This window comes from Pseudomonas spirodelae, assembly GCF_034653255.1.
Taxonomy (GTDB): Bacteria; Pseudomonadota; Gammaproteobacteria; order Pseudomonadales; family Pseudomonadaceae; genus Aquipseudomonas; species Aquipseudomonas spirodelae.
On sequence record NZ_JAYEET010000008.1, the window covers coordinates 139,726 to 166,117 of the forward strand.

Annotated in this window: 28 protein-coding genes; 11 read left to right on the forward strand and 17 right to left on the reverse strand. The window is 61.7% G+C overall.

Annotation, left to right across the window (positions count from 1 at the left end):
- Window positions 1-151: 151 nt before the first annotated feature.
- Together SOP97_RS03435 and SOP97_RS03440 are read left to right on the forward strand one after the other, a co-directional pair.
- The gene (locus SOP97_RS03435; RefSeq protein WP_274088986.1) at window positions 152-835 is read left to right on the forward strand and encodes a type 1 glutamine amidotransferase domain-containing protein; all 684 of its coding nucleotides are present in this window, start codon (window positions 152-154) and stop codon (window positions 833-835) included.
- Between the two features lie 63 nt (window positions 836-898).
- Complete coding sequence (locus tag SOP97_RS03440; RefSeq protein WP_274088987.1) at window positions 899-1,555, forward strand: cupin domain-containing protein; 657 nt, start codon at window positions 899-901, stop codon at window positions 1,553-1,555.
- Here SOP97_RS03440 and SOP97_RS03445 read toward each other — a convergent pair.
- Window positions 1,552-2,784: an NADH:flavin oxidoreductase/NADH oxidase family protein gene (locus tag SOP97_RS03445; protein WP_274088988.1), complete on the reverse strand. Its 1,233-nt coding sequence runs from the start codon at window positions 2,782-2,784 to the stop codon at window positions 1,552-1,554. The two genes, SOP97_RS03440 and SOP97_RS03445, sit on opposite strands and share 4 nt — an antisense overlap.
- Window positions 2,785-2,861: 77 nt before the next feature.
- Between SOP97_RS03445 and SOP97_RS03450 the strand changes: the two genes are divergently transcribed.
- Together SOP97_RS03450 and SOP97_RS03455 are read left to right on the forward strand one after the other, a co-directional pair.
- Complete coding sequence (locus SOP97_RS03450) at window positions 2,862-3,266, forward strand: MerR family transcriptional regulator (RefSeq protein ID WP_274088989.1); 405 nt, start codon at window positions 2,862-2,864, stop codon at window positions 3,264-3,266.
- A gap of 356 nt (window positions 3,267-3,622) precedes the next feature.
- Entirely contained in the window at window positions 3,623-4,936 is a 1,314-nt protein-coding gene (locus tag SOP97_RS03455; RefSeq protein ID WP_274088990.1) for an NAD(P)/FAD-dependent oxidoreductase, read from the forward strand.
- Window positions 4,937-4,973: 37 nt separating this feature from the next.
- On the opposite strand, the gene SOP97_RS03460 is transcribed toward SOP97_RS03455, so the two are convergent.
- Both SOP97_RS03460 and SOP97_RS03465 read right to left on the reverse strand, forming a co-directional pair.
- A complete protein-coding gene (locus tag SOP97_RS03460; RefSeq protein WP_274089018.1) occupies window positions 4,974-6,980 on the reverse strand; it encodes an alkaline phosphatase D family protein in 2,007 nt (668 codons plus the stop codon).
- A gap of 94 nt (window positions 6,981-7,074) precedes the next feature.
- Window positions 7,075-7,761 (reverse strand): Crp/Fnr family transcriptional regulator, encoded by a 687-nt coding sequence (locus SOP97_RS03465; protein ID WP_274088991.1) that lies wholly within the window; start codon window positions 7,759-7,761, stop codon window positions 7,075-7,077.
- A gap of 104 nt (window positions 7,762-7,865) precedes the next feature.
- Between SOP97_RS03465 and SOP97_RS03470 the strand changes: the two genes are divergently transcribed.
- Window positions 7,866-8,390, forward strand: coding sequence for an Mpo1 family 2-hydroxy fatty acid dioxygenase (locus SOP97_RS03470; RefSeq protein ID WP_274088992.1), 525 nt, complete (start codon window positions 7,866-7,868; stop codon window positions 8,388-8,390).
- Window positions 8,391-8,406: 16 nt separating this feature from the next.
- On the opposite strand, the gene SOP97_RS03475 is transcribed toward SOP97_RS03470, so the two are convergent.
- The 7 genes from SOP97_RS03475 to hemF all read right to left on the reverse strand — a co-directional run bounded on the left by SOP97_RS03475 (window position 8,407) and on the right by hemF (window position 14,709).
- Complete coding sequence (locus SOP97_RS03475) at window positions 8,407-9,156, reverse strand: hypothetical protein (RefSeq protein WP_274088993.1); 750 nt, start codon at window positions 9,154-9,156, stop codon at window positions 8,407-8,409.
- A 173-nt stretch (window positions 9,157-9,329) separates the two neighbouring features.
- The gene (gene modC / locus SOP97_RS03480) at window positions 9,330-10,472 is read right to left on the reverse strand and encodes a molybdenum ABC transporter ATP-binding protein (RefSeq protein ID WP_322948213.1); all 1,143 of its coding nucleotides are present in this window, start codon (window positions 10,470-10,472) and stop codon (window positions 9,330-9,332) included.
- Window positions 10,469-11,149, reverse strand: a complete 681-nt coding sequence (gene modB / locus SOP97_RS03485) for a molybdate ABC transporter permease subunit (RefSeq protein WP_411912017.1) — start codon at window positions 11,147-11,149, stop codon at window positions 10,469-10,471. Before modB ends, modC begins: the two co-directional genes overlap by 4 nt.
- Window positions 11,150-11,161: 12 nt before the next feature.
- On the reverse strand, window positions 11,162-11,920 hold the full coding sequence (gene modA, locus SOP97_RS03490; RefSeq protein WP_322948215.1) for a molybdate ABC transporter substrate-binding protein: 759 nt from the start codon (window positions 11,918-11,920) through the stop codon (window positions 11,162-11,164).
- Window positions 11,921-12,147: 227 nt separating this feature from the next.
- Window positions 12,148-12,777 (reverse strand): class I SAM-dependent methyltransferase, encoded by a 630-nt coding sequence (locus SOP97_RS03495; RefSeq protein WP_322948216.1) that lies wholly within the window; start codon window positions 12,775-12,777, stop codon window positions 12,148-12,150.
- A 6-nt stretch (window positions 12,778-12,783) separates the two neighbouring features.
- Window positions 12,784-13,608 carry a shikimate dehydrogenase gene (aroE, locus tag SOP97_RS03500; protein ID WP_322948217.1) on the reverse strand — a complete coding sequence of 275 codons (825 nt, stop codon included), beginning with the start codon at window positions 13,606-13,608 and terminating at the stop codon, window positions 12,784-12,786.
- A gap of 183 nt (window positions 13,609-13,791) precedes the next feature.
- Window positions 13,792-14,709 carry an oxygen-dependent coproporphyrinogen oxidase gene (gene hemF, locus SOP97_RS03505; RefSeq protein WP_322948218.1) on the reverse strand — a complete coding sequence of 306 codons (918 nt, stop codon included), beginning with the start codon at window positions 14,707-14,709 and terminating at the stop codon, window positions 13,792-13,794.
- A gap of 156 nt (window positions 14,710-14,865) precedes the next feature.
- Between hemF and SOP97_RS03510 the strand changes: the two genes are divergently transcribed.
- A complete protein-coding gene (locus SOP97_RS03510) occupies window positions 14,866-15,843 on the forward strand; it encodes an NADPH:quinone reductase (RefSeq protein WP_274089001.1) in 978 nt (325 codons plus the stop codon).
- A gap of 97 nt (window positions 15,844-15,940) precedes the next feature.
- On the opposite strand, the gene SOP97_RS03515 is transcribed toward SOP97_RS03510, so the two are convergent.
- The 3 genes from SOP97_RS03515 to SOP97_RS03525 all read right to left on the reverse strand — a co-directional run bounded on the left by SOP97_RS03515 (window position 15,941) and on the right by SOP97_RS03525 (window position 18,849).
- Window positions 15,941-16,498, reverse strand: a complete 558-nt coding sequence (locus SOP97_RS03515) for an L-threonylcarbamoyladenylate synthase (protein ID WP_274089002.1) — start codon at window positions 16,496-16,498, stop codon at window positions 15,941-15,943.
- A gap of 106 nt (window positions 16,499-16,604) precedes the next feature.
- Window positions 16,605-17,720, reverse strand: a complete 1,116-nt coding sequence (dprA, locus tag SOP97_RS03520; protein ID WP_322948219.1) for a DNA-processing protein DprA — start codon at window positions 17,718-17,720, stop codon at window positions 16,605-16,607.
- Between the two features lie 103 nt (window positions 17,721-17,823).
- Window positions 17,824-18,849: a LysM peptidoglycan-binding domain-containing protein gene (locus SOP97_RS03525; protein WP_274089004.1), complete on the reverse strand. Its 1,026-nt coding sequence runs from the start codon at window positions 18,847-18,849 to the stop codon at window positions 17,824-17,826.
- 152 nt (window positions 18,850-19,001) lie between these two features.
- On the opposite strand from SOP97_RS03525, the gene def reads away from it, so the two are divergent.
- The 5 genes from def to SOP97_RS03550 are packed head-to-tail and all read left to right on the forward strand — an operon-like array spanning window position 19,002 to window position 23,542.
- Window positions 19,002-19,508, forward strand: a complete 507-nt coding sequence (gene def / locus SOP97_RS03530) for a peptide deformylase (protein ID WP_090254233.1) — start codon at window positions 19,002-19,004, stop codon at window positions 19,506-19,508.
- Between the two features lie 59 nt (window positions 19,509-19,567).
- Window positions 19,568-20,512, forward strand: a complete 945-nt coding sequence (gene fmt, locus SOP97_RS03535; RefSeq protein WP_274089005.1) for a methionyl-tRNA formyltransferase — start codon at window positions 19,568-19,570, stop codon at window positions 20,510-20,512.
- Window positions 20,509-21,822, forward strand: coding sequence for a 16S rRNA (cytosine(967)-C(5))-methyltransferase RsmB (rsmB, locus tag SOP97_RS03540; RefSeq protein ID WP_322948220.1), 1,314 nt, complete (start codon window positions 20,509-20,511; stop codon window positions 21,820-21,822). The genes fmt and rsmB overlap by 4 nt, the downstream gene beginning before the upstream one ends.
- A 12-nt stretch (window positions 21,823-21,834) precedes the next feature.
- Window positions 21,835-23,208, forward strand: a complete 1,374-nt coding sequence (trkA, locus tag SOP97_RS03545) for a Trk system potassium transporter TrkA (RefSeq protein ID WP_274089007.1) — start codon at window positions 21,835-21,837, stop codon at window positions 23,206-23,208.
- 10 nt (window positions 23,209-23,218) lie between these two features.
- Window positions 23,219-23,542: a hypothetical protein gene (locus tag SOP97_RS03550; RefSeq protein WP_274089008.1), complete on the forward strand. Its 324-nt coding sequence runs from the start codon at window positions 23,219-23,221 to the stop codon at window positions 23,540-23,542.
- Window positions 23,543-23,685: 143 nt separating this feature from the next.
- On the opposite strand, the gene SOP97_RS03555 is transcribed toward SOP97_RS03550, so the two are convergent.
- The 4 genes from SOP97_RS03555 to SOP97_RS03570 all read right to left on the reverse strand — a co-directional run bounded on the left by SOP97_RS03555 (window position 23,686) and on the right by SOP97_RS03570 (window position 26,330).
- Complete coding sequence (locus tag SOP97_RS03555) at window positions 23,686-24,339, reverse strand: 7-cyano-7-deazaguanine/7-aminomethyl-7-deazaguanine transporter (RefSeq protein ID WP_274089009.1); 654 nt, start codon at window positions 24,337-24,339, stop codon at window positions 23,686-23,688.
- A 126-nt stretch (window positions 24,340-24,465) separates the two neighbouring features.
- The gene (locus SOP97_RS03560; RefSeq protein ID WP_274089010.1) at window positions 24,466-24,729 is read right to left on the reverse strand and encodes a PilZ domain-containing protein; all 264 of its coding nucleotides are present in this window, start codon (window positions 24,727-24,729) and stop codon (window positions 24,466-24,468) included.
- A gap of 99 nt (window positions 24,730-24,828) precedes the next feature.
- Window positions 24,829-25,716: a lysophospholipid acyltransferase gene (locus SOP97_RS03565; protein ID WP_274089011.1), complete on the reverse strand. Its 888-nt coding sequence runs from the start codon at window positions 25,714-25,716 to the stop codon at window positions 24,829-24,831.
- A 56-nt stretch (window positions 25,717-25,772) separates the two neighbouring features.
- Window positions 25,773-26,330: a DNA-3-methyladenine glycosylase I gene (locus SOP97_RS03570; protein WP_274089012.1), complete on the reverse strand. Its 558-nt coding sequence runs from the start codon at window positions 26,328-26,330 to the stop codon at window positions 25,773-25,775.
- Between the last annotated feature and the right edge of the window lie 62 nt (window positions 26,331-26,392).

A 26,392-nucleotide genomic window follows, 5' to 3' on the forward strand; every position in this document is an offset into this window, starting at 1 on the left:
GCGGGCAGCACGGACAGAGATTCGAGCGGAGCGGGGTATTCATCCTCTCGATACTCGTCATTAAAACTTTTGAATTATCGAATCAGAGCAAGGCTCCTATGCTGTACGCCATTCACGCTCGCAATGGGCATTTACCTACAAGGAGCAGGTTATGAAGATTCTGCTGGTTCTGACTTCCCACGACCAACTCGGCGATACGGGCCATAAGACCGGTTTCTGGCTAGAGGAATTTGCTGCGCCTTATTACGTATTCAAGGATGCCGGTGCGCAGCTGACCCTGGCCTCGCCCAAGGGCGGTCAGCCACCCCTTGACCCGAAAAGCGCTGATGCCGATGCGCAAACCGCCGCTACCGACCGCTTCAACGCCGACCCGGCCGCGCAACAAGCACTGGCCAACACAGTGCCGTTAAGCCAGGTAAAGGCGGACGATTTCGATGCCGTGTTCTACCCAGGCGGCCATGGCCCGCTGTGGGATTTGGCCGAAGACCGCACCTCAATTGCCCTGATCGAACGCTTCCAGGCACTCAACAAGCCAGTGGCGGCGGTGTGTCATGCACCGGGCGTGCTGCGCCATGTGAAAGCGGCCAACGGTAAGCCGCTGGTCAGCGGTAAAAAAGTCACCGGGTTCAGTAACAGCGAAGAAGCGGCGGTGCAGCTCACCGAAGTGGTGCCCTTCCTGGTGCAAGACATGCTGATCGCCAACGGCGGCCATTACACCAGCAAGAACGACTGGCACAGCCATGTGGCGGTCGACGGCCTGCTGATTACCGGGCAAAACCCGGCGTCCTCAGAGGCCACCGCCGACGCACTGATCACGCTGCTAAACAGCCACTAATCGCTAAACAGGCTGGCGTACCGCATATATAAAGCTGAACGCCGGCCAGAGGTCATTTCAACCATGCAACTTAACGCCGATTTCAGCCAGCGGGCGCTTGTGCGTCCAGACGACAGCCCCTGGGTCGCATCGCCCATGCCCGGTGTCGAGCGGCGCATGCTCGACCGCATTGGCGAGGAACTGGCACGAGCAACCTCCATCGTGCGCTATGCCGCAGGCTCTCACTTCAGCTCGCACCAGCACCCCGGCGGTGAGGAGTTTCTGGTGCTGGAAGGGGTGTTCTCCGACGAGCGCGGAGATTACCCGGCCGGCACCTATGTGCGTAATCCGATCGGTAGCCAACATGCGCCGTTCAGCCGCGATGGCTGCACGATCTTCGTCAAACTCATGCAGTTTGATCCAGCAGATGATCAGCACGTCGTCATCGACAGCAACCGCGCCGAGTGGCGACAAGGCTTGGTTCCGGGTCTGCAGGTGTTGCCGCTGCATCAGCATGGCACCGAGCATGTGGCGCTGGTGCGTTGGGCGCCGGGCACCTATTTCAATGCGCACCGGCATTGGGGCGGCGAAGAGATTCTGGTGCTCGAGGGTACCTTTCAGGATGAATTCGGCGACTACCCGGCCGGCAGCTGGCTACGCAGCCCGCACCTGTCGCAGCACACCCCATTCAGTGAACAGGGCTGCCTGATCTGGGTAAAAACCGGGCACCTGCCCGATTAACCCTCGCTGGCCATCGACCGCTTATACACACGGGTGCGCCACGCCGCTTTGAGTTGCTCCAGCAATAAGGCGCGCAGCGGTGAAACCTGCGCATGGGTGCGCTTACCGCGGCTAAGCTGGCGCAGCTGAAACTTCACCGTGGCCATGTACGCCAACGAGGCAAACGCCTTGTTCTTCCAGCGGATCGGCGGCAACTCGGCCAGGGCTTCACGCTGGCCAGCCTGCCACTGCTTAGGCAAGGCCGGCTCGATGGCCAACGCCGTACCGATACCGGCCATGGCCACACCGCTGGCCAGCACCTGCTCGACCACCGGCAGGCGGCGAATACCGCCAGTGACCATCACCGGCATCCTGGCCACCGCCGCGATCTCCCCGGCAAATTCGAGGAAATACGCCTCGCGCGCCAAGGTCCGCCCGTCGCGGGCATCGCCCTGCATGGCCGGCGCTTCGTAGCTGCCACCGGACAGCTCGACCAGATCAACCGCCTGTTCATTAAGCAACTGCACCACACGCTTGGCATCGGCTGCGGCAAAGCCGCCGCGCTGGAAGTCCGCCGAGTTGAGCTTGACCGCCACGCAGAAACCCGGCGCCACCGCCGCGCGCACCGCCGTGACCACCTCAAGCAGCAGGCGTGCGCGGTTCTCCAGCGGGCCACCCCAGCGGTCCGTGCGTTTGTTGCTCAGCGGCGAGAGGAACTGGCTAAGCAGGTAACCGTGCGCCGCGTGGATCTGCACGCCGTTGAAGCCGGCCTGTTCGGCCAGTTGCGCAGTGCGCGCAAAACGCTGAATCAATTCGGCAATCTCCGCCTCATCCAGGGCTTTGGGCACGGCAAACATCTTCGATAAACCGCCCAACTGCAACGCCACGGCCGAAGGTGCAACAGTCGGCTGGCCGAGGTTAGCCTGCATCTGCCGGCCCGGATGATTGATCTGCATCCAGATCTGCGCCCCCTTGGCGCGGCCAATGCGCGCCCAGTCGCGGAACTTGTCCAACTGCGAGGCGTCTTCCAGCACCACGCCGCCAGGGCCGGTCATGGCGCGACGGTCGACCATCACATTGCCGGTCAACAACAAACCCGCACCGCCTTCGGCCCAGGCGCGATACAACTGCAACAACTCGGCAGACGGGCCCTGATTCAGGTCGGCCAGGTTCTCTTCCATCGCCGCTTTGGCGATGCGATTGGCCAGGATGCTGCCGTTGGGCAGATGTAAGGGTTGGAAGGCGGTCATGGCGTACTCCGAGGTAGCAGGTGGAGCGAGCCTAAGGTTAAAGTCAACTTTAAGGTCAATAGCCCGGAGTGACGCTCATGAAAATTGGTGAACTGGCCACCCGCAGTGGCTTGGCGCCCTCACGCATTCGCTTCTACGAAGCCAGCGGGCTGCTCAGCGCGCAGCGCCAGGCCAACGGTTATCGCCGCTACCCCGAGCAGGCGTTGCACACCCTGGGGATTATCAGCTGCGCACAGCAGGCCGGGTTCAGCCTGGAAGAGATTCGCCGCCTGCTGCCGCAAACCGAGTCACAGGGCTTGGGGCACGCTGAATTGCTCGCCAGCCTGCAGCGCAAGGTCGTCGAAATCGAGGCCATGCAACAGCGGTTGCTCGAGAACAAAGCACAACTGCTGACGATCATCGCCACCATCGAAAATAAACCCGAAGGCATGCCCTGCAGCGAGAATGCCGAACGGGTACTGGCCAATCTGCGCGGCGCCTGAATCAGCCAAACAAGCCCGGCCAATGTTTAGCGATACAGCAACCAAGCATGTGAAAAATCAGATTTAACCGATGCTTGGCCCTGTGTGACCCTGCTGGCCATGTGTTCTTCCACCGCGTTTTCCGCCCCCTCTGCATGCGCCACGCAGCTGTCTAAACGGTGCCATTGCGCCGCCCGGCAGAGCAATGCCACGCTGCCAAAACCCCTGGCCTTCTGGGCGCTCTGGCATTGCCGCCATGCGCGCCCACCGGATGCTGCACAGCTATTCCTCTGATTGCCTTGTAGCCAGCGCCGCTGGTTGCCAACGCGGAGCCCTGCTTGCTCCAGCACCCGCATGTTGTACCCAGGAATCGTCTTATGAACGCCGCAATCAAACCCGTGCTGCCCGCCGCCGAACGCTGCCCGTCCTATTACAGCGCCACCCTCAATGAAGAAACCGACTACCCGACCCTGCAAGGCGAGGTCAGTGTCGATGTGGTGATCATCGGCGGCGGTTTTACCGGTGTAGCGTCTGCCGTTGAATTGGCCGAACGCGGCCTGAAAGTGGCGATTGTCGAGTCCAACAAGATTGGCTGGGGCGCCACCGGGCGCAACGGCGGCCAGGTCACCGGCAGCCTGTCGGGCGATGCGGCAATGACCAAGCAGATGCGCAACACCCTCGGCGAAGAGGTTGAAGACTTTATCTGGCACCTGCGCTGGCGCGGCCACGACATCATCAAGAACCGCGTGGAAAAGTACGGGATCAACTGCGACCTCAAGCACGGCCACCTGCATGCGGCGATGAAGCCCGTGCATATGCAAGAACTGCAGGCCACCTACGCCGAAGCGCAGCGCCGCGGCATGGGCGCTGACGTGACCCTGCTCGACCGCGACGGCGTGCGCAGCCACCTGGCCAGCGACCTTTACAGCGGCGCGCTGAAGAACACCCGCAATATGCACCTGCACCCGCTGAATCTGTGCATCGGCGAAGCCAAGGCGGCGGCAAGCCTGGGCGCGCTGATTTTCGAGCACTCCGAAGTACTGGAGATTGTGCATGGCAACAACCCGGCGGTGGTCACCGCCCAAGGCCGGATCAATGCCAAGCAGGTGCTGCTGGCCGGCGACGTGTACCACAAGCTGGAGCCGAAGAAGCTCAAGGGCATGATCTTCCCGGCCATGGGCGGCATCGTCACCACCGCACCGCTGGGTGAGCTGGCGAAGCAAATCAACCCGCAAGACCTGGCCGTGTATGACTGCCGCTTTGTCCTCGACTACTACCGCATGACCGCCGACGGCCGCCTGCTGTTTGGCGGTGGCTGCAACTATTCCGGGCGCGATTCACGCGACATCGCCGCCGAGCTGCGCCCCGGCATCGAGCAGACCTTCCCGCAGCTCAAGGGCGTCGCCATCGACTTTCAGTGGAGCTGCGCCATGGGCATCGTGATCAACCGTATCCCGCAGCTGGGCAAGCTCTCGAACAACGTCTGGTACTGCCAGGGCTACTCCGGCCATGGCATCGCCACCACCCATATCATGGGTGAAATCATGGCCAACGCCCTGACCGGCACGCTGGGCCACTACGACACCTTCGCCGCCTGCTCACATATCAAGGTGCCGCTGGGCGATGTGTTCGGCAACCCGATGCTGGCCGCCGGCATGTGGTACTACCAGATGCTGGAAAAATTCCGCTAAGCCATGCGCTTGTACTAAATCGCGGCCAAAGCCGCTCCTACGACAGGTGTGAGTCTGTAGGAGCGGCCTTAGCTGCGAGCGTTGGATCAGCGCAGGGATCCTGGGCCTCATCACGCTCATCGACAAACTCCACCGCTGGCGAGCCGTCGGCATTTAGCTGGTAGATCGCGCGTGGCTGGCCGTTGTCGTTGAAGAACACCTGCCCCAGCCCCGTGCCATTCCAAAGGCGCTCGCCGGCCTTGCTGCGTGAGGGAATGCGCGGTGTGACCTGCATACGCCGACGCTTGGTCAGCCAGTTGAGCGGCGACCAAGGCGCATATAACCAGCGATTGAGGCGATCAAACCAGTCGAGCAAGCGCCGTGGAAATTCGTTTTTCACCCCGCTGCTGGTGATCTGCCAGAGCTGCGGGCCGCGTTTGCGCTGGCGGATTAGCACCTCGTAAACGAACGAATAGTGCACGTCGCCGGAGAGAATTACGTAGTTACCCGGCGTGCGCGAGTGGCGAAAAATGTTCAGCATCACCTGCGCGGCGCCGCGGTGGGCCATCCAGTTTTCCGCATCGACCATCAGCGGATGACCGGCCCAGCTGAAGAGCTTCTGGATAGCCTCGATCAGCTTGACGCCAAACATCGGTGCCGGGGACACGATAATCGCCGAGGGATGATCGAGCAGTTCTTGTTGAAACTCGCACAGCGCTTCCCAGTCCAGCAGGCCAGACGGCCGCTTGAGGTTGCGCTCGCTGCGCCAGCGCCGGGTGCGCGTATCCAACACCACCAGCGCCGGGGTACTGGGCAGCACAAACTGCCACTGGTGAAATCTCAGCAGGGTGTCGATCAACCCATCCTGCGGCTGACTGTCCATATGATTGGCGGCATCACGACCCTCGGTCATCGCGCGGATCATCTGCAGCGGTTTGGCGAACACATCCGGGTTGTTACCCCAGCCCTGGCACAGCAGGTAGGCGATCAAGGCATTGCCGATAATCCGTTTGGAAAACGGATGACCATAGGCGGTCTGTTCCCACTGCGCGGAGAGGTTCCAGTCATCGGTGATGTCGTGATCATCGAAAATCATCAAGGTCGGCAAGTGGGCGAGGGCACGCGCAACCCCGCCGAGGCCAGCGCGAAACGCCTCGATATGCTCACGCTCAGCCTGATAACGCGCGACTTTCTCCACGCTCAATTCAGGCATTTCGGCCTTGAGCAGCGTCCAGGGCAGCGGCGACCAGACCAGCAGGTACATGGCCAATACTTCGGCGCAGGTGACCAGGTGGTTGTCGGCGCTGCTGGTGGTAAACACCGGCTTTTCCACCCCACCGAAGAAGCGCTCACGCAGGGTTTCGTTGCTCTTCAGCGCCGGCAGCAACTCGCCGCGCTGGTAGTAGCTGGCCGGGTGCTGATACAGCGCCTCGCTGTCATCGACCACCGCGCCCTCCAGGTGCTCACCGAACAGGCCGAGGCGCGCGATCACCTGATGAATCGCCCGCAGCATCGGTCCGCTGACATCATCGGCATAGATCTGATCACCGCTCATCAGCAGCAAGGCCGGACGTTGTTCGGGGGTGTGCGCTTCAGCCAGCAAACGGTCGGCGCAGAGCAGGCCATCGGCCGCCGGGTGATGCGGCTTGCGGCAGGAGCCATGCAGAAGGTGATCAAGTTGCGCACGCAGGACAAAATTCGCCTGGCGCGCGCCGGCATACAGCAGGTGCGGGGCCCACTCCGCCATGCCCATGTCGGCCTGGCCGGCCTGTTCGATCAGCAGGTCGTAGTCGATCTGCACGTCGCAGGGCAGCGGCGTATCCAGCTTGAGGTCGATCAGGTGAATAAATGCCTGCTCGCCGATCTGGATGACCTGGCAGCTGTCGCCTTGCAATGGGTAGCGCTGCGGCTCTGCAGCGTCGCCATGCGCCAACTGCAGGCTCAGCGTCAGTGGCTGACTACCGACCAGCCACAGCACCAGGCGCTTTGGCTCCATGCGCCGCAGCAGCGGGCCAGCCAGCACCGGGGGCACGTCAAGGTGGGCAACAGCGCTGGTGGTTGGCATCAGGTCATTGAGCTCGAGTGGCAATACAGGTCGGCAATAGAGCGCCAGTGTGCACCAGAGGTTCAGTCGGTGCAGCGTGTCGCGGCAGTTTGCCTCACTGCGCTGCTTGGCGCAGGCGCGGCCAGTCGAGGATTTCGATCTCGCCATAGGTCAGGCGCACAATGCCCTGGCCTTCCAGCTCCTTGAGAATCTGATTGGTGGTTTGCCGGGAGATCGCCAGCATCAACGCCAGCTGCTCTTGGGGCAAATGCAGAACACGGCGCGGCTCACCTTCGCCGTAATTCTCGGCCATCAGCAGTAAGCGCCGGGCCAAACGGGGGGCGGCGGGCAGCAGGCTCATTTCTTCCAGGGCGATAAATGCCAGGCGCAGTTTCTGGCTCATTAGCAGGGCGAAGTCGCGCCAGTACTGCGGCTGTTGCTCAAGCAACGTGAGCAAGCGTGCCTGCGGTACCCACAGCAGGGTTGAGGCACTTTCGGCAAAGGCGTCGTGGGTGCGCGGCTGGCCATCGAACAAGGAGATTTCGCCAAACCAGTAAGGCGCTTCGACCAGGGTCAGCAGCGCCTCTTTACCGGTCGCACTGACCGCACCAATGCGCATACCGCCAGCAACCACCGCATACAGGCCGCAGGGCTTGTCGCCACGACGAAACAGCACCTGACCCGCGGCTAACGGCTGCACCTGGGCGGCCGTCAGCAGGGCTTCTTGCAACTCCATGGGCAAGGCGCTGAACCAGTGGCCCTGACGCAGACGCGCCTGATAAGCGTAGGCCGCCGCGCTCATCGGGCGCTCACAGAGCGGTGGCTCGCAGTTTGTCGGCTAGCTGACAGAGCCGTGCGAGTAGGCGAGTTCATGCTAAGCACCTGTCCTGCGTGAGGAAAATAATAATGAAAACCCTAGTCGACCATCTGGCGCAATACGCGGCGTATCACCGCGATCAACGCAACATTCTCAGCCACTTTATCGGTATTCCCCTGATTGTGCTGGCCGTGGCCGTGCTGCTTTCACGTCCCGGCTTCGAACTGCTCGGCCTATGGCTTTCCCCCGCGCTGTTGGTAGCCCTGGCGGCGGGTGTGTTCTACGTGCGCCTAGATCGGCGTTTCGGCCTGTTGATGGCGTTGCTGCTGGCACTCAGCCTGTGGGTGGGCGCCGGCGTGGCGCTGCAATCGACGCCAGTCTGGCTCAGCAGCGGTATTGGCCTGTTCGTGATTGGCTGGGTCATCCAGTTTGTCGGCCACTACTACGAAGGGCGCAAACCGGCGTTTGTCGATGATGTGATGGGCCTGGTGATCGGCCCACTGTTCGTCGCCGCCGAAGCCGCCTTCCTGCTGGGCCTGCGCAAAGACGTTGAGCAGGCCATCGTCGAGCGCGCAGGGCCAACCTGCATCCGTGACAAGCACGCCAGCTCCTGAGCACGTGCGGTACGGTTCAGCCTTTGGAGAGCGCCATCCACTGGTCAGTCAGTGAACGCGTATGGCGATACACGGTGATCGGCGCAAACGGCCGGCCCGAGGCGCTCTGCAGGGCGCTGCTCTGGCTATTGAGGTCAACCAGGGCGGCCTTGAGGTAATCCCAGCGGGTTTTCAGCTTGCCAACCTGCGGATCGGCCTTGCCGTCTAGAGTGGCCAGTTGCGCATCCACTGAGGGCACGATCTTGCGCTCATCCTGGCCGAGGTAGGTATCGGGCTGCTCACGGGCGGTTTCGAAATTGCCAAAGTAGGCGCGGCTCAGGTACTGCACCGCGAGGTATTCGAGCTTGGCGGACAATTCACTGTCGCCCGGGCTGGCAAGTGTGCGGCTGTGCTCCAGCACGCCGAGCAGGGCTTTGCTGAGGTCCTCGGGGTAGCGCCAGGGCATGTCATCTTCGTTCGGCCCAAAGGCCACGCCACGACGAATCTGCACCACCAGTTCCTGATGCGCGCCACGCAGGGCATTGCTGCTTTGCGGCAGGCTTTGCACTGCCGCCGCCAGGGCTTGCAGGTCGGTCTCAAGGGCATCCTGATGTTTCTTTTGGAAACCTTCACCGCGTAACAGCATCAGGCTGCTGGTGACCCGGCTAGCCTGCACCTGTACCTGTTCTTGCGGAGTCACGGCATGGGCAGCGGTCAGTGGCGAGAGAGCGGCCAGCAAGCCAATAACCGCGAGCAATAGCGTGCGAGACAGCGATGTAAAACGCATACGAGGGGTGCTCCTTATTATTGTTGTGAGCAGCGCTGAGTCGAGTCAGCTAATACAAACGCGCGCCACAGGGTACTGCACTGAATAGCGCAGAAAAGCAGCCTAAAGAGTGATTTCGTCGGAAAGATGCGCCAATCCACCAGATGCGCCGCGCGCTGTAATCTGACGGCCCGTCAACTGGCGCCCAGCAGTGATACCGACTTGACCTGCGCCCACAGTGATTGCTCGCGCTGGATGTTCAGGCGGTCGAAGGAGTAACGGGTGATCCGCGCCATCAGTTGCTCGCGCCCGACCTGCACACGCACCAGCACATGCGCCTGTTCGACGACGTTGATCCAGTCCACCACCCGCGCCGGCAGCAGGTTGAGCACACTGCTGTGCTGAGCCTGCTGCAAGCTCAGGCTGACATCGCGCGCCTTGATCTTGACCCGCACCGACTGACCCTGCGGCAGCGGCCCATGGGGCAACTGCAGGCTAATGTCGCTGCCGGGCAACTGCACCGCGAGCAACCCGTAAGCGGGGTCATGAGCCATGACCTGGGCATCCACCACGGCCTCGGCATCGTCCTCGAAAATAAACGGCAGGTCGGCGCGCAGCAGGGTTTCCTTCAAGGGGCCACTGGCGCTGACCTTGCCGTCTTCCAGCAACACCAGATGATCGGCCAGGCGCGCGACTTCATCGGGCGCATGACTGACGTAGATAATGGGCATCTGCAGCTCGCTGTGCAGGCGCTCCAGATAAGGCAGCACTTCCTGTTTGCGCTTGAGGTCGAGGGCGGCCAGTGGCTCATCCAATAACAGCATCCGCGGGCTGGTCAGTAGGGCACGGGCGATGCCGACACGCTGCTGCTCGCCGCCGGATAGCTTGCCCGGCAAACGCTGCAGCAAATGGCCAATACCCAGTAACGCCACTGCCTGCTCTAGGGCAATCCGCCGCTGCGCTGCCGGAATACGTTTAAGCCCGTACTCCAGGTTGCGCCGCACCGACAGATGGGCAAACAGGTTGGCGCCCTGAAACACGTAACCCACCGCGCGTTTATGGGCCGGCACAAAGAGGCCTTGGGCACTGTCTTGCCACACCTCGCCATTGACCTGCAGATAGCCCTCGCTGGGCCGATCCAACCCGGCAAAACAACGCAGGCAACTGGTCTTGCCCGAACCCGAGTGGCCGAACAAGGCACTCACTCCACGACCGGGCAAGTTGAGGTCGACATCCAGGGTGAAGCCAGCATGCTCAACCTTGAAGCGCGCTTGGATTGCGCCCGCGCCGCCGAGCGTCGGCGTCGGCGCATTGCGCCGCTGCAACGGCCAGATCATCGCCACACCCGCTGGCTGCTGCGCCCGGAATACAGGGCCAGCAGCACGATAAAGGAAAACAGCACCATCCCACCGGCCAGCCAATGGGCCTGGGCGTAGTTCATGCTTTCCACGTGGTTGTAGATCTGCACAGACGCCACCTGGGTCTTGCCGGGGATATTGCCGCCAATCATCAGCACCACACCGAACTCACCAACGGTATGGGCGAAGCCGAGAATAGCGGCGGTTACAAAACCCGGTTTGGCCAACGGCAGCACCACCGTAAAAAACGCATCCCACGGCCCCGCACGCAGCGTAGCGGCGGCCTCCAGCGGCGCACGACCAATTGCCTCAAAGGCGTTCTGCAGCGGCTGGACAACAAAGGGCAGGGAATAGAACACCGAGCCAATCAACAGCCCGGTAAAGGTAAACGTCAGGGTGCCCAACCCGAGGCTCTGCGTCAGCTGACCGATAACGCCATGCGGACCCATGCTCACCAGCAGGTAGAAACCGATCACCGTGGGCGGCAGCACCAGCGGCAGGGCGACGATGGCGCCAATCGGCTGCTTCCAGCGCGAGTCGGTACGCGCTAACCACCAGGCCATCGGCGTACCGATCAGCAGCAGCAAGACCGTGGTCAGGGCGGCCAGCTCAAGCGTCAACAGTACCGCAGCAAAATCAGCTTCAGTCAGAGGCATCAGCACATTCCTTTAACGCTGGTAGCCGTAAGACTGGATAATCGCGGTCGCTTTTTCGCCTTTCAGGTACTCGGTAAAGGCCAGCGCGGCAGGGTTGTGTTGGCCTTTTTTAAGGATCAACGCATCCTGCTTGATGGGTGTATGCAGCTCCGCAGGCACCCGCCAGGCCGATCCGCTGCTGAGCTGGCCATCCTTGTACACCTGTGACAGGGCGACAAAACCCAGCTCGGCATTGCCGGTGGCAATGAACTGATGCGTTTGAGTGATGCTCTGCCCCTCAACCAGTTTGTCTTTCAGCGTTGCGCTCAACCCTAGCGCCTCCAGCACCTGGCTGGCCGCCAGGCCATAAGGTGCAGCCTGCGGGTTAGCCATTGCCAAGTGCCTGAACGGGCTGGCCTTGAGCACCGCATCGCTGCCATCCACATACCCCGCTTGCGCCGACCACAGCACCAAACGGCCGACCGCGTAGGTAAACCGCGAGCCGCTGACCCCCAGGCCTTCACGCTCCAACTTGGTCGCCGTGCGTTCATCGGCACTTAAAAACACCTCGAACGGTGCGCCATTGCGGATCTGCGCATACAGCTGGCCGGTGGCCCCAAAAGCGGCGATCACACTGTTACCAGTATCGCTCTCAAACTCGCGGGCAATGGCCTGCAGCGGCGAAGTGAAGTTGGCCGCAACCGCCACCTGTACCTGCTCAGCCGGGACGTTACCGGTGAATGCCAGCGCCGCGAACAGCGGACAGAGCGTGTGAAAAATGCCAAACCTCATGCCGACTCCTGGGGGTGACGTGATCGCAGTAATGCCGCAATAACTCGCGTTATATACAAGAGAACATAGCGATAGGCGAAATTTATTCGTGCTTGCTGCACGCCCACACGTACGCAGGCGAAGGGAAATGCCGGAAGGGTTGGGATGTCGCCGCAAACGTTTTGTTGAAGCAGACGGTAACGTCAGGCTTCAACGTCGGGCGGCGAATAGCCAAGCATTGCCCATGCTTAGTCGGTTCGGCGCCAAACACTGGCTAGCCAAGGCTGCTGTTCGCGCGGCAAGCCGGCTGGGCGGTAGTAATGCTGCAACTCGCTAAAACCAGCGGCGGTTAACAACGCGCGCCAGGTGTTCAGGTCGTAATAAGCGGCGTAGCGGTCACCCTGCCAGCCTTCCTGATTATCACCACGGGGGTTGGAGCTGAACAACACGCCGCCCGGTTTGAGCGTGGCATGCAACTGCGCCAGCACCCGGGGCAATTCCTGGCTGGGGATATGGAACAGCACGGCATTGGCGAACACGCCGTCAAAGCGCTCGGGCGGCAGATCGAGGGCGAGAAAGTCCTGCTGCCAGGCTTCGCAGCCACTGTCGGCACGGGCCATTTCGACAAACCGTGGGCAGCCGTCCAGGCCAACGGCGGTGTGGCCCATTGCGCTGAAGGTGCGCAGATCGCGTCCGGGGCCGCAGCCGAAATCGAGAATCTGAAAGGGCGCAGTCGCTTGAATAGGCGCGAGCAGGGCGGCGATGTTCTGGCTGACATCATGCCCGCGGGTACCCTCACGAAAATCTTCGGCGCAGTCCTGATAGTGACGCACCGTCAGCGCACTGATCTGCGCCAACTGCTCCGCGCTCAGGCGCATACGCGCTTAACCCTCGGCCAACAAACGGCGTAACTCCGCCAATACCGGGGCGCTGGCCGGGCGTATATCACGCCACAGAGTAAAGGCCTCAGCCGCCTGCTCGACCAACATGCCCAAACCATCCAGGGTGTGCGCCGCGCCCTGCTCGGCGGCCCAACGGTTGAAGGCCGTCAACTCCTTGCCGTACATCATGTCGTAGCACAGGGTATGCCCCGGCTGGATCAGGCTCGGCGCAATCGGCGGTACATCACCGGCCAGGCTGGCCGAGGTGCCGTTGATAATCAGGTCGACCGGCGCATCGATCCAGTCATAACCGCTGGCGACCACCGGGCCCAGGTCGGCGAATTCACGGGCCAATTGCTCAGCCTTTGCCACCGTGCGGTTGGCGATCACCAGCGCCGCCGGTTGCTCGGCCAGCAACGGCTCCAGCACCCCGCGCACCGCACCGCCCGCGCCGAGCAGGAGGATGCGTTTACCCTTGAGCGGCACCCCGGCATTCACCGTCAGATCACGTACCAGGCCAGCGCCGTCGGTGTTATCACCGAGCAGGCTGCCGTCGTCCAGCTTCTTTAGGGTATTCACCGCACCGGCGCGGCGCGCGCGGGCGCTGAGCTGATCGGCCAGGGCAAACGCCTGTTCCTTGAACGGTACGGTGACATTGGCACCCAGGCCATGCTCGAAGAAGGCGCGGGCATAGCCGGGGAAATCCTCCAGCGGCGCCAGTAAGGCCTCATAGCTCAACTGCTCACCGCTCTGCTCAGCAAACAGGCGATGGATCAGCGGCGATTTGCTATGGCCGATGGGGTTACCAAATACACCGTAGCGGTCCATGGAACATCCTTTGTAGTGATCGATACGCCGCGCAAGTTAGCGGCGAACACCTGCGCAACAACGAAGGCGATTTAACCCGCTGCGTAACCCAATAGGGCGTCAGCGGGCGCAACGCAGTGATGGGTTACACCGCTGCACAAACCGCGCTCCGACTGCAAACACGGCTCAGGCGGCTAACCCATCCTATGGTGCGGCCGACAGCCAGTCGCGGTCGGTGAGAAAGTACTCGGTCAGGCGTGCTTCTTCACTGCCTGGCTCGGGCTTCCAGTCGTAGTCCCAACGCACATGCGGTGGTAGCGACATCAGGATCGACTCGGTGCGCCCGCCAGACTGCAAGCCGAACAGCGTGCCACGGTCGAACACCAGGTTGAATTCGACGTAGCGGCCGCGGCGGAAGGCCTGGAATTCGCGCTCGCGCTCGCCATAAGGGGTCAGCTTGCGGCGCTGCACGATGGGTAGGTAGGCCGCAATATAGGCATCGCCGATGGCGCGCATAAAGGCGAAGCTGGTGTCGAAGTCCCACTCGTTCAGGTCATCGAAGAACAAGCCACCAATGCCGCGCGGCTCGCCCCGGTGCTTGAGGTGGAAGTAGCGGTCACACCATGCTTTGAACTTCGGATACACCTCAGCACCGAACGGCGCGCAGGCATCATGAGCCACCTGGTGCCAGTGCGCGCAGTCCTCCTCATTACCGTAATAAGGGGTCAGGTCGAAACCGCCACCGAACCACCAGACAGGCTCTTCGCCCTCTTTCTCGGCGCTGAAGAAGCGCACGTTGGCGTGGGACGTTGGCACGTAGGGGTTTTCCGGATGAATCACCAGCGACACGCCGAGGGCTTCAAACCCCCGACCGGCCAGCTCTGGGCGATGAGCGCTGGCCGAAGGCGGCAGGCTGTCGCCGAACACATGGGAGAAGTTCACCCCGCCCTTTTCGATCAGCGCGCCATTCTCCATGACCCGCGTGCGGCCACCGCCACCCGCCGGACGCTGCCAGGCATCCTCGAAGAACTCAGCACCGCCATCCTCGGCTTGCAGGGTGTTACAGATACGGTCTTGCAGATCCAGCAGGTAGGCTTTGACGGCCTCAGTACGGTCACTCACGGCGGCACCTTAAAGCAGGTAGGGCAGCTCAGCGGCCAGAGGGCTGAGCGGCGAAATCGGCCGCAAGCATAACATTTGCATTCGCCACCTCGCAGTTGACGCCGGTCAATGGAGAGGATTGGATAGCACACCCTTATCTAGCGTCAGGAGACCGGCATGGCCAAGCGTATCCAGTTCAGCCACCACGGCGGCCCGGAAGTTCTCGAATACCGCGACTACACCCCTGCCGCACCAGGCCCTAATGAAGTCCGTGTGCACAACCAGGCAATTGGCCTGAATTTTATCGACACCTATTTCCGCAGCGGCTTGTACGAACCACCCAGCCTGCCAAGCAGCCTGGGCACTGAGGGTGCAGGGATTGTCGAGGCCGTGGGTGCTGCTGTGAGCGGTTTTCAGGTCGGCGACCGCGTGGCCTACGCCACCGGGCCGCTGGGCGCGTACAGCGAGCTGCATGTGTTGCCGGCCGAGAAGCTGGTGAAGTTGCCGGATGCGATCAGCTTCGAGCAAGCGGCAGCGGTGATGCTCAAGGGCCTGACCGTGCAGTACCTGCTGCGTCAGACGTTTGCCCTGCAGGGTGGCGAAACCATCCTGTTCCATGCCGCCGCCGGCGGGGTCGGTTCCCTCGCTTGCCAATGGGCCAAGGCGCTGGACGTCAAATTGATCGGCACCGTTAGCTCGGCCGAGAAAGCCGCGCGAGCCAAGGCGCAGGGCGCCTGGGCAACCATCGATTACAGCCATGAAAATGTCGCCCAGCGTGTACTCGAGCTGACCGACGGCCGGAAGTGCCCGGTGGTTTACGACGGCGTTGGCAAGGACACCTGGGAAGCCTCGCTGGACTGCGTGGCCCAGCGCGGCTTGCTGGTCAGCTTCGGCAATGCCTCCGGTGCGGTGACGGGCGTCAATTTGGGCATCCTCGCGCAGAAGGGCTCACTGTTCGTAACCCGACCGACGCTGGCGGGCTATGCCGATACCTCGGCGCACCTGCAAAGCATGGCCGACGAGCTGTTTGCCATGATCGAAAGCGGCACGCTGCACGTGGACATCAACAACCGCTATGCGCTCAAAGATGCCGCGCTGGCGCAAACCGCCCTGAGCGCGCGGCAGACCACTGGCTCGACCATTCTGCTGCCGTAAAAATCCGTAGGGTGGGTTAGTGACGCCTCCACAAAACGTGCATCCCGTGAGGTGCCCGTGCGTCGCGTATCCCACCATTTAGAGGCGCAGACAGTCTTCAGGACGGCCTAATCACATCCCCAGTAATCAGGTCACGGATCAGGCTGGGGTTCTTGCGCCCGCCCAACGCCCCGCCAAGCACAGCATCCAGCTGACCGGGGAAATACTGCTCGACTCGCAGGCGCGAGCGCGCGGACGGGCGACCGGCGGGATTGGCCGACGTTGAAACCAGTGGCCCGGTCAGACGGCAAAGCGCACGGACCTGTGGATGATCGCTGACGCGCAGGGCCACGCTGTTGTGCTGGCCGCTGATCCACTCGGGTAAGCGATTCTGATGCGGCACCAGCCAGGTGTTGGGCCCCGGCCAGCTACCGGCCAAGCGCGCCAGCCAGATTTCCGGCAGGTCTTCGAGGAGGAAGTCGAACTGCTCGATGTCACCAGCAACCAAAATCAGCCCCTTGTGCATGGGCCGGTCCTTCAGTTCCAACAAGCGCTCCACGGCGTCGGCATGCCAAGGATCGCAGCCCAGCCCCCATACCGCTTCAGTCGGATAGGCAATCACCCCACCATTACGCACAACCAGTGCGGCCTGTTGTATTTGCCAGTTGCTGACCATTGACTGCTCTCCACTAAGGTCTTGCGGGCAGTGTATCCAAGCCAAGAGCCTACACAAGGCCTCGCGCTAGAGCCAAGCCAGGCAAAACTGCGCTGGCCGGCAGTGTTTAAGGCGCGCGAGCTACCCAGTGGCCATTTTCACACACCACTTGGCCTTCCAACTCCAGCTCCGTCAGCGCGGCTAGAACTGCGGCCAACTGCAGACCACTGGCCACCACCAACGCCTCGCTGCTATGGGGGGCGGCGCGTAACAAGGTCAGCAATGGATGACTAAAAGGCTGCGTTTTACCCTCAGTGCTAACTGGCGGCTGCGCCTGCCAGCCGCGCAAGGCCTGCAAAATATCCTCGATGCTTTCCACCAGGGTCGCGCCTTCGCGAATCAGCTGATGACAGCCACGCGCACCGGGATGATGAATTGAGCCAGGAATCGCATACACCTCGCGGCCCTGCTCAGCCGCCAAGCGTGCAGTAATCAGCGAGCCGCTGGACGGGCTGGCCTCCACCACCAGTACGCCGACGGAGAGGCCACTGATGATGCGGTTACGCCGCGGAAAATTGCTGGCATGCGGCGGGCAATCCAGTGGTAACTCGGAAACCAGCGCGCCGCCCTGGGCCACTATCGTCGCCGCCAACTGTTTGTGCCGCGCCGGATACAAACACTGCAAGCCGGTACCCAGCACTGCCACCGTCTTGCCGTTGGCATCCAGCGCACCTTGATGGGCCGCACCATCAATGCCCAGCGCCAGGCCACTGGTAATTACAAAGCCGCCGCCGGCCAAGCTGCGGGCAAAGCTGTGCGCGGTATCCAACCCAGGTCGCGATGCACGTCGGCTGCCGACCATGGCCAGTTGCGGCTGTTCCAGCAGCGTCGGGTCGCCCTGCACAAACAACAGCGGCGGGGCATCCGTCAGTTCGCCCAGCAACCCGGGATAAATGGGGTCGTCCCACATCAACAGGTGCTGCGTCTCGCCCTCCAGCCAGGCCAGACTGTGTGCGGCGCGCTCACGCACGGTTGCACTGCGCCGCGCCTCACTGCAGGCCTGCGGCAAACCCAATGAACGCCAGGCGCTAGCCGGTGCGCTGAGCGCGGCAGACGCACTGTCGAAAGCACTGAGGAGTTTTCGAAAACGACGGGGGCCCAGCTCCGGCAAGCAATGCAGGCGCAGACGGGCTTCCAATTCAGCTGGAGAGACGGCGGGGGAAATAAGGGCAGATTGCGACATCGGGATCATCCTTGATCAGTCGCGCCGCGTGGGCGGCAGAGTCAGGTCAGGCGGCCAGAGCTGGCACACCATAAAAAGCCCCGCATCTGCGGGGCTTTCGGTGTTACGGGTTACGCACTTTGTCCATCAGCTCAAGCGAGCGAGAAGCGCCCAGCACCAGGCCATAGCTGAGCTTTTCGTAGGTGCGGAACACCATCAGCAAGCCCGAACGCTCATCCGGGATCTTCACCGAGTCACCGGTTATGCGGTCACGTACGGTTTCGCCGGTTTTGTAGATCGCCAGCACGTTGCCTTCTTTCAGACCATCACGCGCACCTTTGTTGATAGTCACCACATCGAACTGACCAATCTGGGTCACACCACGCGGCACATCGAGGATTACCCCGTTAATTTCACCTTCCGGCTCGCTCGGCATAAAGGTCGAGTTGATCGCACGCTCTTCGGTGGCGAACAGGCGGTCGCCAAGGCGCACTTCCTGGGTCGAGCGGGTGAGTTCCATCGTGCCGACGTCGCCTTCCTCGGCAACAATTTGACCGGAGCCGATGTCGTCGGCGTTGATCCCAAGGAATTCCTTGGTCTCAGGGTCTGTGTAGGTTTTGCCTTGACGGAAAATGCCGTAGGCCGGCGCGGCTTGATCAAAGCTGCCACGGGCATACACGCGGTCACCGGCACCGCTGACGACGCGCTCGGCGTTACCGGCGACGATATAGGGCGCACCCAAAAACTGCTCGGGCTTATCCACAATGCGGTTGCTTAACAGGAAGCTGTTAATCGCCTCCAGCGGAATGGCCGGAATGGCTTCAGCCATCGGCGTGCTGCGGATCTGCGGCGACAGCTTGATGGTGCCGCGCGACTCGCCACGGTTAAGCATCAGGCGCGGTTGGCCATCAACATACACCAGGCTGAGTTGGTCGCCCGGGTAGATCAGATGAGGATTTTCCACCTGTGGGTTGGCGTGCCAGATTTCTGGCCATTTCCATGGCTGGCTAAGGAATTTTCCGGAAATATCCCAGAGGGTATCGCCCTTGACCACGGTATAACGGTCTGGGTGACCGTCCTTAAGTTGCACGGCGGCATGGACCAAGCCGCTTGCCGCAACCAGCAGCAGGGCGAGTAGTGATTTCCTCATGCGGTGAATCCCTTTATTATGTGCCTTCACGTGGAGCGCCCTAGCGCCGCGACAAAACCCAGTCGTGCTGCGGCGTGAAGCCGTTTTTCAATGCTGCTCATCATCTTAGCAGCGGATTTTGACTTTATTCCACAAGTGCATCACAAACGCATATGGCGATCCTGAATATCCTCGAATTTCCCGATCCGCGCCTGCGCACCATCGCCAAGCCGGTGGACGTAGTCGACGACGCCTTGCGTCAGCTGATCGATGACATGTTTGAAACCATGTACGACGCGCCCGGTATTGGCCTGGCGGCGACCCAGGTCAACGTGCATAAACGCCTGGTGGTGATGGACCTGTCTGAAGACAAGTCCGAGCCGCGGGTGTTTATCAACCCCGAGTTCGAACCACTGACCGAAGAAATGGATCAGTACCAGGAAGGTTGCCTGTCGGTGCCGGGGTTCTACGAGAACGTCGACCGCCCGCAAAAGGTCAAGATCAAGGCGCTGGACCGTGATGGCCAGCCCTACGAGCTTATCGCCGAAGGCCTGCTGGCCGTGTGTATCCAGCATGAGTGTGATCACCTCAACGGCAAGCTGTTTGTCGATTACCTGTCTAATCTCAAACGCGACCGCATCAAGAAGAAGCTGGAAAAGCAACATCGCCAGCAGGCTTGATCCACACCTTTACAAAGGCTTGCTACGGCAAGCCTTTTTCTTTTTAGCAGTGAGAATCTATGTCTGAGTCTTTGCGTATTGTCTTTGCCGGCACCCCGGAATTCGCCGCCGAACACCTCAAAGCCCTGCTCGACACACCCCACCAGATCGTTGCGGTGTACAGCCAGCCAGACCGCCCGGCCGGTCGCGGGCAGAAACTCACACCCAGCCCGGTCAAACAGCTCGCCCTGCAACACGCCATCCCGGTGTACCAGCCGCAGACCCTGCGCGACCCAGCGGCGCAAGCCGAACTGGCGGCGCTCAAGCCCGACCTGATGGTGGTGGTCGCCTATGGCCTGATCCTGCCGCAAGTGGTGCTCGATATCCCGCGCCTGGGTTGTATTAATAGTCATGCCTCCTTATTACCGCGCTGGCGCGGTGCCGCGCCAATTCAGCGCGCGGTCGAAGCCGGCGATGCCGAGTCGGGTGTAACCGTGATGCAGATGGAGGCGGGCCTGGACACCGGGCCAATGCTGCTGAAAGTCAGCACCGCCATCAGCGCCGAAGACAGCGGCGGTAGCTTGCATGATCGCTTGGCCGCGCTAGGCCCACCGGCCGTTATCGAGGCCATTGGTGGTTTGGCCGCTGGCACGCTGCAAGGTCAGGTGCAGGACGACAGCCTGGCCACCTACGCACACAAGCTCAACAAAGATGAAGCGCGGATTGACTGGAGCCGCCCAGCCGTTGAATTAGAACGCCTGGTACGGGCTTTTCACCCATGGCCGATCTGCCACAGCACCCTCAATGGCGAAGCCCTAAAAGTGCATGCCGCGCAGATGGGCGAGGGCAGTGGCGCCCCCGGGACCATCCTCGCCGCCGACAAGTCCGGGCTGACCGTGGCCTGCGGCACGGGTGCGCTGCGCCTGACGCGCCTGCAACTGCCGGGCGGCAAAGCGCTGAATTTCAGTGACCTGTACAACAGCCGTCGCGAGCAGTTCGCCGCCGGCTTGGTACTCGGTCAATGAACCCGCGTCTCGCCGCCGCCCGTGCCCTGGCCGTGGTGCTCAATGGCAAAGCCTCGCTGGGCAGCAGCCTGCCGCCGTTACTGGATAAAGTTGAACTGCGCGACCGTGGCCTGACTCAGGACCTGGCCTTTGGCACCGCCCGCTGGCAACCGCGCTTGGCATTAATCGCCGAGCAGCTGCTGCAAAAGCCCTTCAAAGCCGTCGACCGTGACGTTGAGGCGTTGCTGCTGATTGGCCTGTATCAGCTGTTCTACACCCGTATTCCGGCCCATGCCGCCATCGGCGAGACGGTGGCCTGTGTCGACAAACTGAAGAAGCCTTCGCTCAAGGGCCTGCTCAACGCCGTACTGCGCAATGCCCAGCGCGACAGCGAAAGCATTCTTGCCAGCCTCGACCGCGACCCGGTGTTGCACACCGCGCATCCCCGCTGGCTGCAGAAAGCCCTGAAGGCGCAATGGCCGCAGCAGTGGGAAGCCATCTGCGCGGCCAACAACGCCCACCCGCCGCTGATTCTCCGGGTCAATCGTCGCCTTGGTAGCCGCGATGAGTACCTGGCCGAGCTGCGCCGCGTTGGTTTCGAAGCCGAGCCTTGTACGTTCAGCCGCGACGGCATCCGCTTGCTCCAGGCCTGTGATGTCACCACGCTACCGGGCTTTGCCGAAGGCCGCGTCAGTGTGCAGGACGAAGCGGCGCAACTGGCGGCCGAGTTGCTCGACCTCGCCACCGGCCAACGCGTGCTGGACGCCTGCGCCGCGCCCGGCGGCAAGACCTGTCACCTGCTCGAAGCCGAACCGGCACTGGCCGCCGTGGTCGCGGTAGACCTGGAAGAAAAACGCCTGGTACGGGTGCGCGAGAACCTCAAGCGCCTGGGCCTGGACGCCGAGCTGATTGCCGCCGACGGCCGCGACTTGGACGCCTGGTGGGACGGTAAAGCGTTCCAGCGCATCCTGCTCGACGCGCCTTGCTCGGCTACTGGGGTGATCCGCCGCCACCCGGATATCAAACTGACCCGTCAGCCCGACGACATTGCCGCCCTGGCGCAGTTGCAAGGTGAGTTGCTGGATAGCCTGTGGCAAACCCTGGAGGTTGGCGGCATCCTGCTCTATGCGACCTGCTCGGTGATGCCGGCAGAAAACAGCGACAACATTGCCGCTTTTCTCGCCCGTACCCCCGGTGCGCGTGAGCTGGATATTGCTGGGGCGTTCGGTCACAAGACCGCCCACGGGCGCCAGCTATTCCCGCAAGTAGACGGCCACGACGGCTTCTACTATGCCAAGCTGATGAAAATCGCTGCCGCTGCGCGCAGCTGAGGAACACACGGCATGAAGATCATCATTCTCGGTGCAGGCCAGGTCGGCGGCACCTTGGCCGAACACCTGGCCAGCGAAGCCAACGACATCACCGTGGTCGACACGGACGGCGAGCGCCTGCGTGACCTCGGCGACCGCCTGGATATCCGCACCGTGCAGGGCCGGGGCTCGTTCCCCACAGTATTGCGCCAGGCCGGTGCAGACGATGCCGACATGCTGGTGGCGGTGACCAACAGCGACGAGATCAACATGATCGCCTGCCAGGTGGCCTACAGCCTGTTCCACACCCCGACCAAGATCGCCCGGGTGCGCGAAGCGGCCTACCTGACCCGCAGCGGCCTGTTCTGCAACGAGTCGATCCCGGTCGACGTGCTGATCAGCCCCGAGCAGGTGGTGACCAATTACATCAAGCGTCTGATCGAATACCCCGGTGCGCTGCAGGTTATCGACTTTGCCGACGGCAAGGCTCAGCTGGTCGCGGTCAAGGCTTACTACGGCGGGCCACTGGTCGGTCAGCAACTGCGGCAGTTGCGCGAGCACATGCCCAATGTCGACACCCGTGTGGCGGCGATCTTCCGCCGTAACCGGGCGATCATGCCGAAGGGCGACACGGTGATCGAAGCCGATGACGAAGTGTTCTTTATCGCCGCCAAGGCGCATATCCGCGCGGTGATGAGCGAAATGCGCCGCATGGAAGACAGCTACAAGAAGATCGTCATCGCCGGCGGCGGGCATATCGGCGAGCGTCTGGCCGAAGCCATCGAGAGCCGCTACCAGGTGAAGATTATCGAGATGAATCCGGCCCGTTGCCGCTACCTCTCGGAAACCCTCGACAGCACCATCGTGCTGCAGGGCAGCGCCTCGGACCGCGACCTGCTGGTGGAAGAAAACATCAGCGACGCCGACCTGTTCCTGGCACTGACCAACGACGACGAGGCCAACATCATGTCGTCCTTGCTGGCCAAGCGCCTCGGCGCGCGCAAGGTGATGACCATCATCAACAATCCCGCCTATGTGGACCTGGTCCAGGGCGGCGAAATCGACATCGCCATCAGCCCGCAAATGGCCACCATCGGCACCTTGCTGACCCACGTGCGCCGTGGCGATATCGAAAGCGTGCACTCCTTGCGCCGCGGTGCTGCCGAAGCCATCGAGGCCATCGCGCATGGCGACGCCAAATCGAGCAAGGTGGTCGGCCGCGCAATCAAGGACATTGACCTGCCGCCCGGCACCACCATCGGCGCAATCATTCGTAATGAAGAAGTGCTGATTGCCCATGACGCCACGGTGATCAATTCCGGCGACCATGTGATCCTGTTCCTGGTCGACAAAAAATACATTCGCGATGCTGAGCGGTTGTTCCAGGTCGGCCTGACCTTCTTCTAGGAAGCGCGCCATGAGCACAGAAGCGCTGGAAAAGATGCTGGCCAAGGGTGTGGATAACGCCCTGCTGCGCTTCGGCCTGGGCAAGGGCTATCTCGACGCGGGCGATAACTCGCTGGCGGCGCAGCACCTGCAATGCTGCGTGCAATTCGACCCGCAATATTCGGCAGCCTGGAAGCTGCTCGGTAAAGCGCTACTCGCCGCCGAGCAACCGCTGGCGGCACGCCAGGCCTGGGAGCAGGGCATGGCGGCTGCCCACGCGCGGGGTGACAAGCAGGCGGAAAAGGAAATGACGGTGTTTCTGCGCAAGCTGGCGAAACAGCACCCCGCCGACTAGCGCTGACGGCAAGCCTGGCCATTTACCCCATGCACCCAACCACGGCCGCTGCTGGCCAGCGCAGGCTTGGCTATTGGCCTGCAAGTGCGGCCGAACACAGGTAATGCGCGCTGCCACCGCGAATGCACGGCAGCAGTCAGCGCTTAATTCGCCGTGGCGACGCGCCTTACCATCAGCCGCGTAATGGCGTTGAGCAACATGCCGTAGAGCGGCACGAAAAGCAGCAAGCTGACCGCCAGCTTGATCACATAATCCACGCTGGCAATCTCGACCCAGTGCTCGGCCATAAACGGGTCGCTGCTTTGCCAAAAGGCGATGGCAAAGAACACCGCGGTATCCAGTAGATTGCCCAATACCGTCGAGGCCGCCGGCGCGACCCACCATTGCCGCAAGTTGCGCAAACGGTCGAACACCTGAATATCCAGCAGTTGGCCGAGGGCATAGGCAAGGAAGCTGGCCAGGGCGATGCGGGCAACGAATACGTTGAACTCCTGCAGCGCGGTAAACCCGGCAAAACTGCCGCTCTGGAACAGCACCGATACCGCATACGAAGCGAGCAAGGCGGGCAGCATCACCCGCGCGATGACTTTCCGCGCCGGGCCTTTGCCAAGCAGGCGTACGGTAAGGTCAGTGGCCAGGAAGATAAACGGAAAGCTGAACGCCCCCCAGGTGGTCTGCCAGCCGAACAGGGTCATGGGCAGTTGCACCAGGTAGTTACTGGCAATGATGATCAGCATGTGAAAGGCGATCAGGCCGGCCAGAGCCGGGCGCCAGATCGACGGAGAAACCGTTGGCATGTCATGTCCTTTTTGAATGAGATGGGGTTAGGGAACCCATTGCCGCGGCAGGGCAAAGTAGCCGCGCGGCATTCTAGCGTTTTCTTGACCGAGAGGATGGTTTTCCTCGCGTAACCAGACCGCTGGTCAGCGTTCGATAAAGCGCAGGCCGATGCCGTCGGCGTCTACGCGCATAACTTCCATCTGCAGCACCGGTGCCTCGATCGGCAAATCCTGCACCTGGCCGGTGACAATCGTGCCGTAGGGCAGGGCCGCGAGGTCAGGGTGTTTGACGTAAACGCCGCCGTCAGAAAGATCGCGGGTCTGTGCCACGACTTCACCGAAACTCGGGTGGCATATCTTGATCCGACACTTCATTGGGGTGCGAGGATGCTGGCGCTGACTGGGCATAAACCTGACCGACCTCCATAAGGGTGGTGCGATTAATAGCGAAAAACCCTGAAACCGCCAAGCATTAATACTGAAAAGGTGCCACGTGGGCACCTCAATTCAATACCACTTCGCCTCACCTGACGGACGCTTCTTGAAGCGTTTCATGGTCCACATGTACTGGCTCGGGTAAGCCCGCACATAACGCGCGATCACTGTACTCATGGCAGCAACCGCCGTGGCCGTGTCGGTGCTGTACATCTCCTCCGGGGCGGCCTCAAGAATCACCTTGAAACCCGAACCATCCGGCAGGCGCAGCGCATGCAAAAACACACCACGGGCCTTGCCGCCACTGAGCATGCCGGCCACAAACTTGCTGGTCAGTGCCTCGGTGCCGAGGAAGGGCACGAATACGCCAGAAGACAGGCTCGGCTCTGGGTCGGCCGGAATCCCCACCGCGCCGCCTTTGCGCACTTCCTTGATGACGCTGAGGATGCCTTCTTTGGTCGATGGCGCGACGCGGTTGCCCATCTGCACGCGCTGTTGGCGCAACAAGTCATCGACCGCCTTGAGCTTAGGCGGACGGAAGAAAATGATCGGTTTGCACTGGTTGCAATAGAAATGGTTAAGCACTTCCCAGTTACCGAGGTGACTGGTGATGCCGACCACGCCTTGGCCACTGGCCAAGGCCTCTTGCAAGACCTCAATACCTTCAACTTCGCGGACTAGACCCAAGGTCTTCTGTGCGGGCCAGATCCAGGCGCAGGCGCTCTCGGTAAAGGCGCGGCCGATATCCATCAATGATTGGCGCAACAACCGCTGGTGTTGTGCTTCATCCAACTCAGGAAAGCATTTGCGCAAATTAATACTGGCCACTTCTCGCGAACTGTTGGGCAGCTTCCACATCAGCCAACCAATCGCCGCCCCCACGGCCTGCACCGCGCGCCACGGCAGTAACGCGAACAAACGCAGAAAGCCCACCACCAGGGCACCTTTGAGCTTTTCCACAGGCAACTCCAGCCGATCAAAAGGCGCTTAGTGTAACCGGCCGCGCGGCTCGGTGTTCAGTCGCGGCGCAACGCCGCATAGCGATCACAGTCAGTGGTGTGATCCATCACCATGCCGGTGGCCTGCATGTAGGCATAACAAATGGTCGGCCCGACGAAGGTGAAACCGGCCTTCTTCAAGGCCTTGCTCATGGCCTCGGCTTCGGCGGTGATAGCCGGCACCTGGCTGCGCTCGCTGAAGTGATTGATCATCGGTGCACCACCGACAAACGACCAAAGCAGCGCCACCGGATCGTCCAGTTTTAACCAGGCCTGGGCATTCTGCCGCGCGGCTTTAAGCTTGAGGCGATTACGGATGATGCCGGCATCGTGCATCAGCGTGTCTTCGATGTATTCGTCTCTGAGCGCCGCCAAACGCTGTACATCAAAGCCGAACAACACCTCGCGATAACGCTCGCGCTTCTTCAGCACGGTGATCCACGACAAACCGGCCTGAAAGCCTTCCAGCAACAACAACTCGAACAGCACCTGCGGATCGCGCTGCGGCACGCCCCATTCGTGGTCGTGGTAGGCGATATACAGCGGATCATCGGTGCACCAGAAACAGCGCGGCATGCGGGTTTTCCTGAGCTTCGGTATACTCGCGGACTTTCTGAAGCCGCCAAAGTACGGGTGAT

What these genes read in the sequence shown, in the direction of transcription:
- SOP97_RS03440 (WP_274088987.1), top strand. Translation starts at nt 899, where the DNA reads ATGCAACTTAACGCCGATTTCAGCCAGCGGGCGCTTGTGCGTCCAGAC.
- SOP97_RS03460 (WP_274089018.1), bottom strand. Translation starts at nt 6,980, where the DNA reads ATGCCAACCACCAGCGCTGTTGCCCACCTTGACGTGCCCCCGGTGCTG.
- SOP97_RS03510 (WP_274089001.1), top strand. Translation starts at nt 14,866, where the DNA reads ATGGCCAAGCGTATCCAGTTCAGCCACCACGGCGGCCCGGAAGTTCTC.
- SOP97_RS03525 (WP_274089004.1), bottom strand. Translation starts at nt 18,849, where the DNA reads ATGAGGAAATCACTACTCGCCCTGCTGCTGGTTGCGGCAAGCGGCTTG.
- SOP97_RS03455 (WP_274088990.1), top strand. Translation starts at nt 3,623, where the DNA reads ATGAACGCCGCAATCAAACCCGTGCTGCCCGCCGCCGAACGCTGCCCG.
- def (WP_090254233.1), top strand. Translation starts at nt 19,002, where the DNA reads ATGGCGATCCTGAATATCCTCGAATTTCCCGATCCGCGCCTGCGCACC.
- SOP97_RS03560 (WP_274089010.1), bottom strand. Translation starts at nt 24,729, where the DNA reads ATGCCCAGTCAGCGCCAGCATCCTCGCACCCCAATGAAGTGTCGGATC.
- dprA (WP_322948219.1), bottom strand. Translation starts at nt 17,720, where the DNA reads ATGTCGCAATCTGCCCTTATTTCCCCCGCCGTCTCTCCAGCTGAATTG.
- rsmB (WP_322948220.1), top strand. Translation starts at nt 20,509, where the DNA reads ATGAACCCGCGTCTCGCCGCCGCCCGTGCCCTGGCCGTGGTGCTCAAT.
- aroE (WP_322948217.1), bottom strand. Translation starts at nt 13,608, where the DNA reads ATGGACCGCTACGGTGTATTTGGTAACCCCATCGGCCATAGCAAATCG.
- SOP97_RS03515 (WP_274089002.1), bottom strand. Translation starts at nt 16,498, where the DNA reads ATGGTCAGCAACTGGCAAATACAACAGGCCGCACTGGTTGTGCGTAAT.
- modC (WP_322948213.1), bottom strand. Translation starts at nt 10,472, where the DNA reads ATGATCTGGCCGTTGCAGCGGCGCAATGCGCCGACGCCGACGCTCGGC.
- SOP97_RS03550 (WP_274089008.1), top strand. Translation starts at nt 23,219, where the DNA reads ATGAGCACAGAAGCGCTGGAAAAGATGCTGGCCAAGGGTGTGGATAAC.
- modB (WP_411912017.1), bottom strand. Translation starts at nt 11,149, where the DNA reads ATGCCTCTGACTGAAGCTGATTTTGCTGCGGTACTGTTGACGCTTGAG.
- SOP97_RS03465 (WP_274088991.1), bottom strand. Translation starts at nt 7,761, where the DNA reads ATGAGCGCGGCGGCCTACGCTTATCAGGCGCGTCTGCGTCAGGGCCAC.
- SOP97_RS03570 (WP_274089012.1), bottom strand. Translation starts at nt 26,330, where the DNA reads ATGCCGCGCTGTTTCTGGTGCACCGATGATCCGCTGTATATCGCCTAC.
- SOP97_RS03470 (WP_274088992.1), top strand. Translation starts at nt 7,866, where the DNA reads ATGAAAACCCTAGTCGACCATCTGGCGCAATACGCGGCGTATCACCGC.
- SOP97_RS03495 (WP_322948216.1), bottom strand. Translation starts at nt 12,777, where the DNA reads ATGCGCCTGAGCGCGGAGCAGTTGGCGCAGATCAGTGCGCTGACGGTG.
- trkA (WP_274089007.1), top strand. Translation starts at nt 21,835, where the DNA reads ATGAAGATCATCATTCTCGGTGCAGGCCAGGTCGGCGGCACCTTGGCC.
- SOP97_RS03450 (WP_274088989.1), top strand. Translation starts at nt 2,862, where the DNA reads ATGAAAATTGGTGAACTGGCCACCCGCAGTGGCTTGGCGCCCTCACGC.
- SOP97_RS03475 (WP_274088993.1), bottom strand. Translation starts at nt 9,156, where the DNA reads ATGCGTTTTACATCGCTGTCTCGCACGCTATTGCTCGCGGTTATTGGC.
- SOP97_RS03445 (WP_274088988.1), bottom strand. Translation starts at nt 2,784, where the DNA reads ATGACCGCCTTCCAACCCTTACATCTGCCCAACGGCAGCATCCTGGCC.
- fmt (WP_274089005.1), top strand. Translation starts at nt 19,568, where the DNA reads ATGTCTGAGTCTTTGCGTATTGTCTTTGCCGGCACCCCGGAATTCGCC.
- SOP97_RS03435 (WP_274088986.1), top strand. Translation starts at nt 152, where the DNA reads ATGAAGATTCTGCTGGTTCTGACTTCCCACGACCAACTCGGCGATACG.
- modA (WP_322948215.1), bottom strand. Translation starts at nt 11,920, where the DNA reads ATGAGGTTTGGCATTTTTCACACGCTCTGTCCGCTGTTCGCGGCGCTG.
- SOP97_RS03555 (WP_274089009.1), bottom strand. Translation starts at nt 24,339, where the DNA reads ATGCCAACGGTTTCTCCGTCGATCTGGCGCCCGGCTCTGGCCGGCCTG.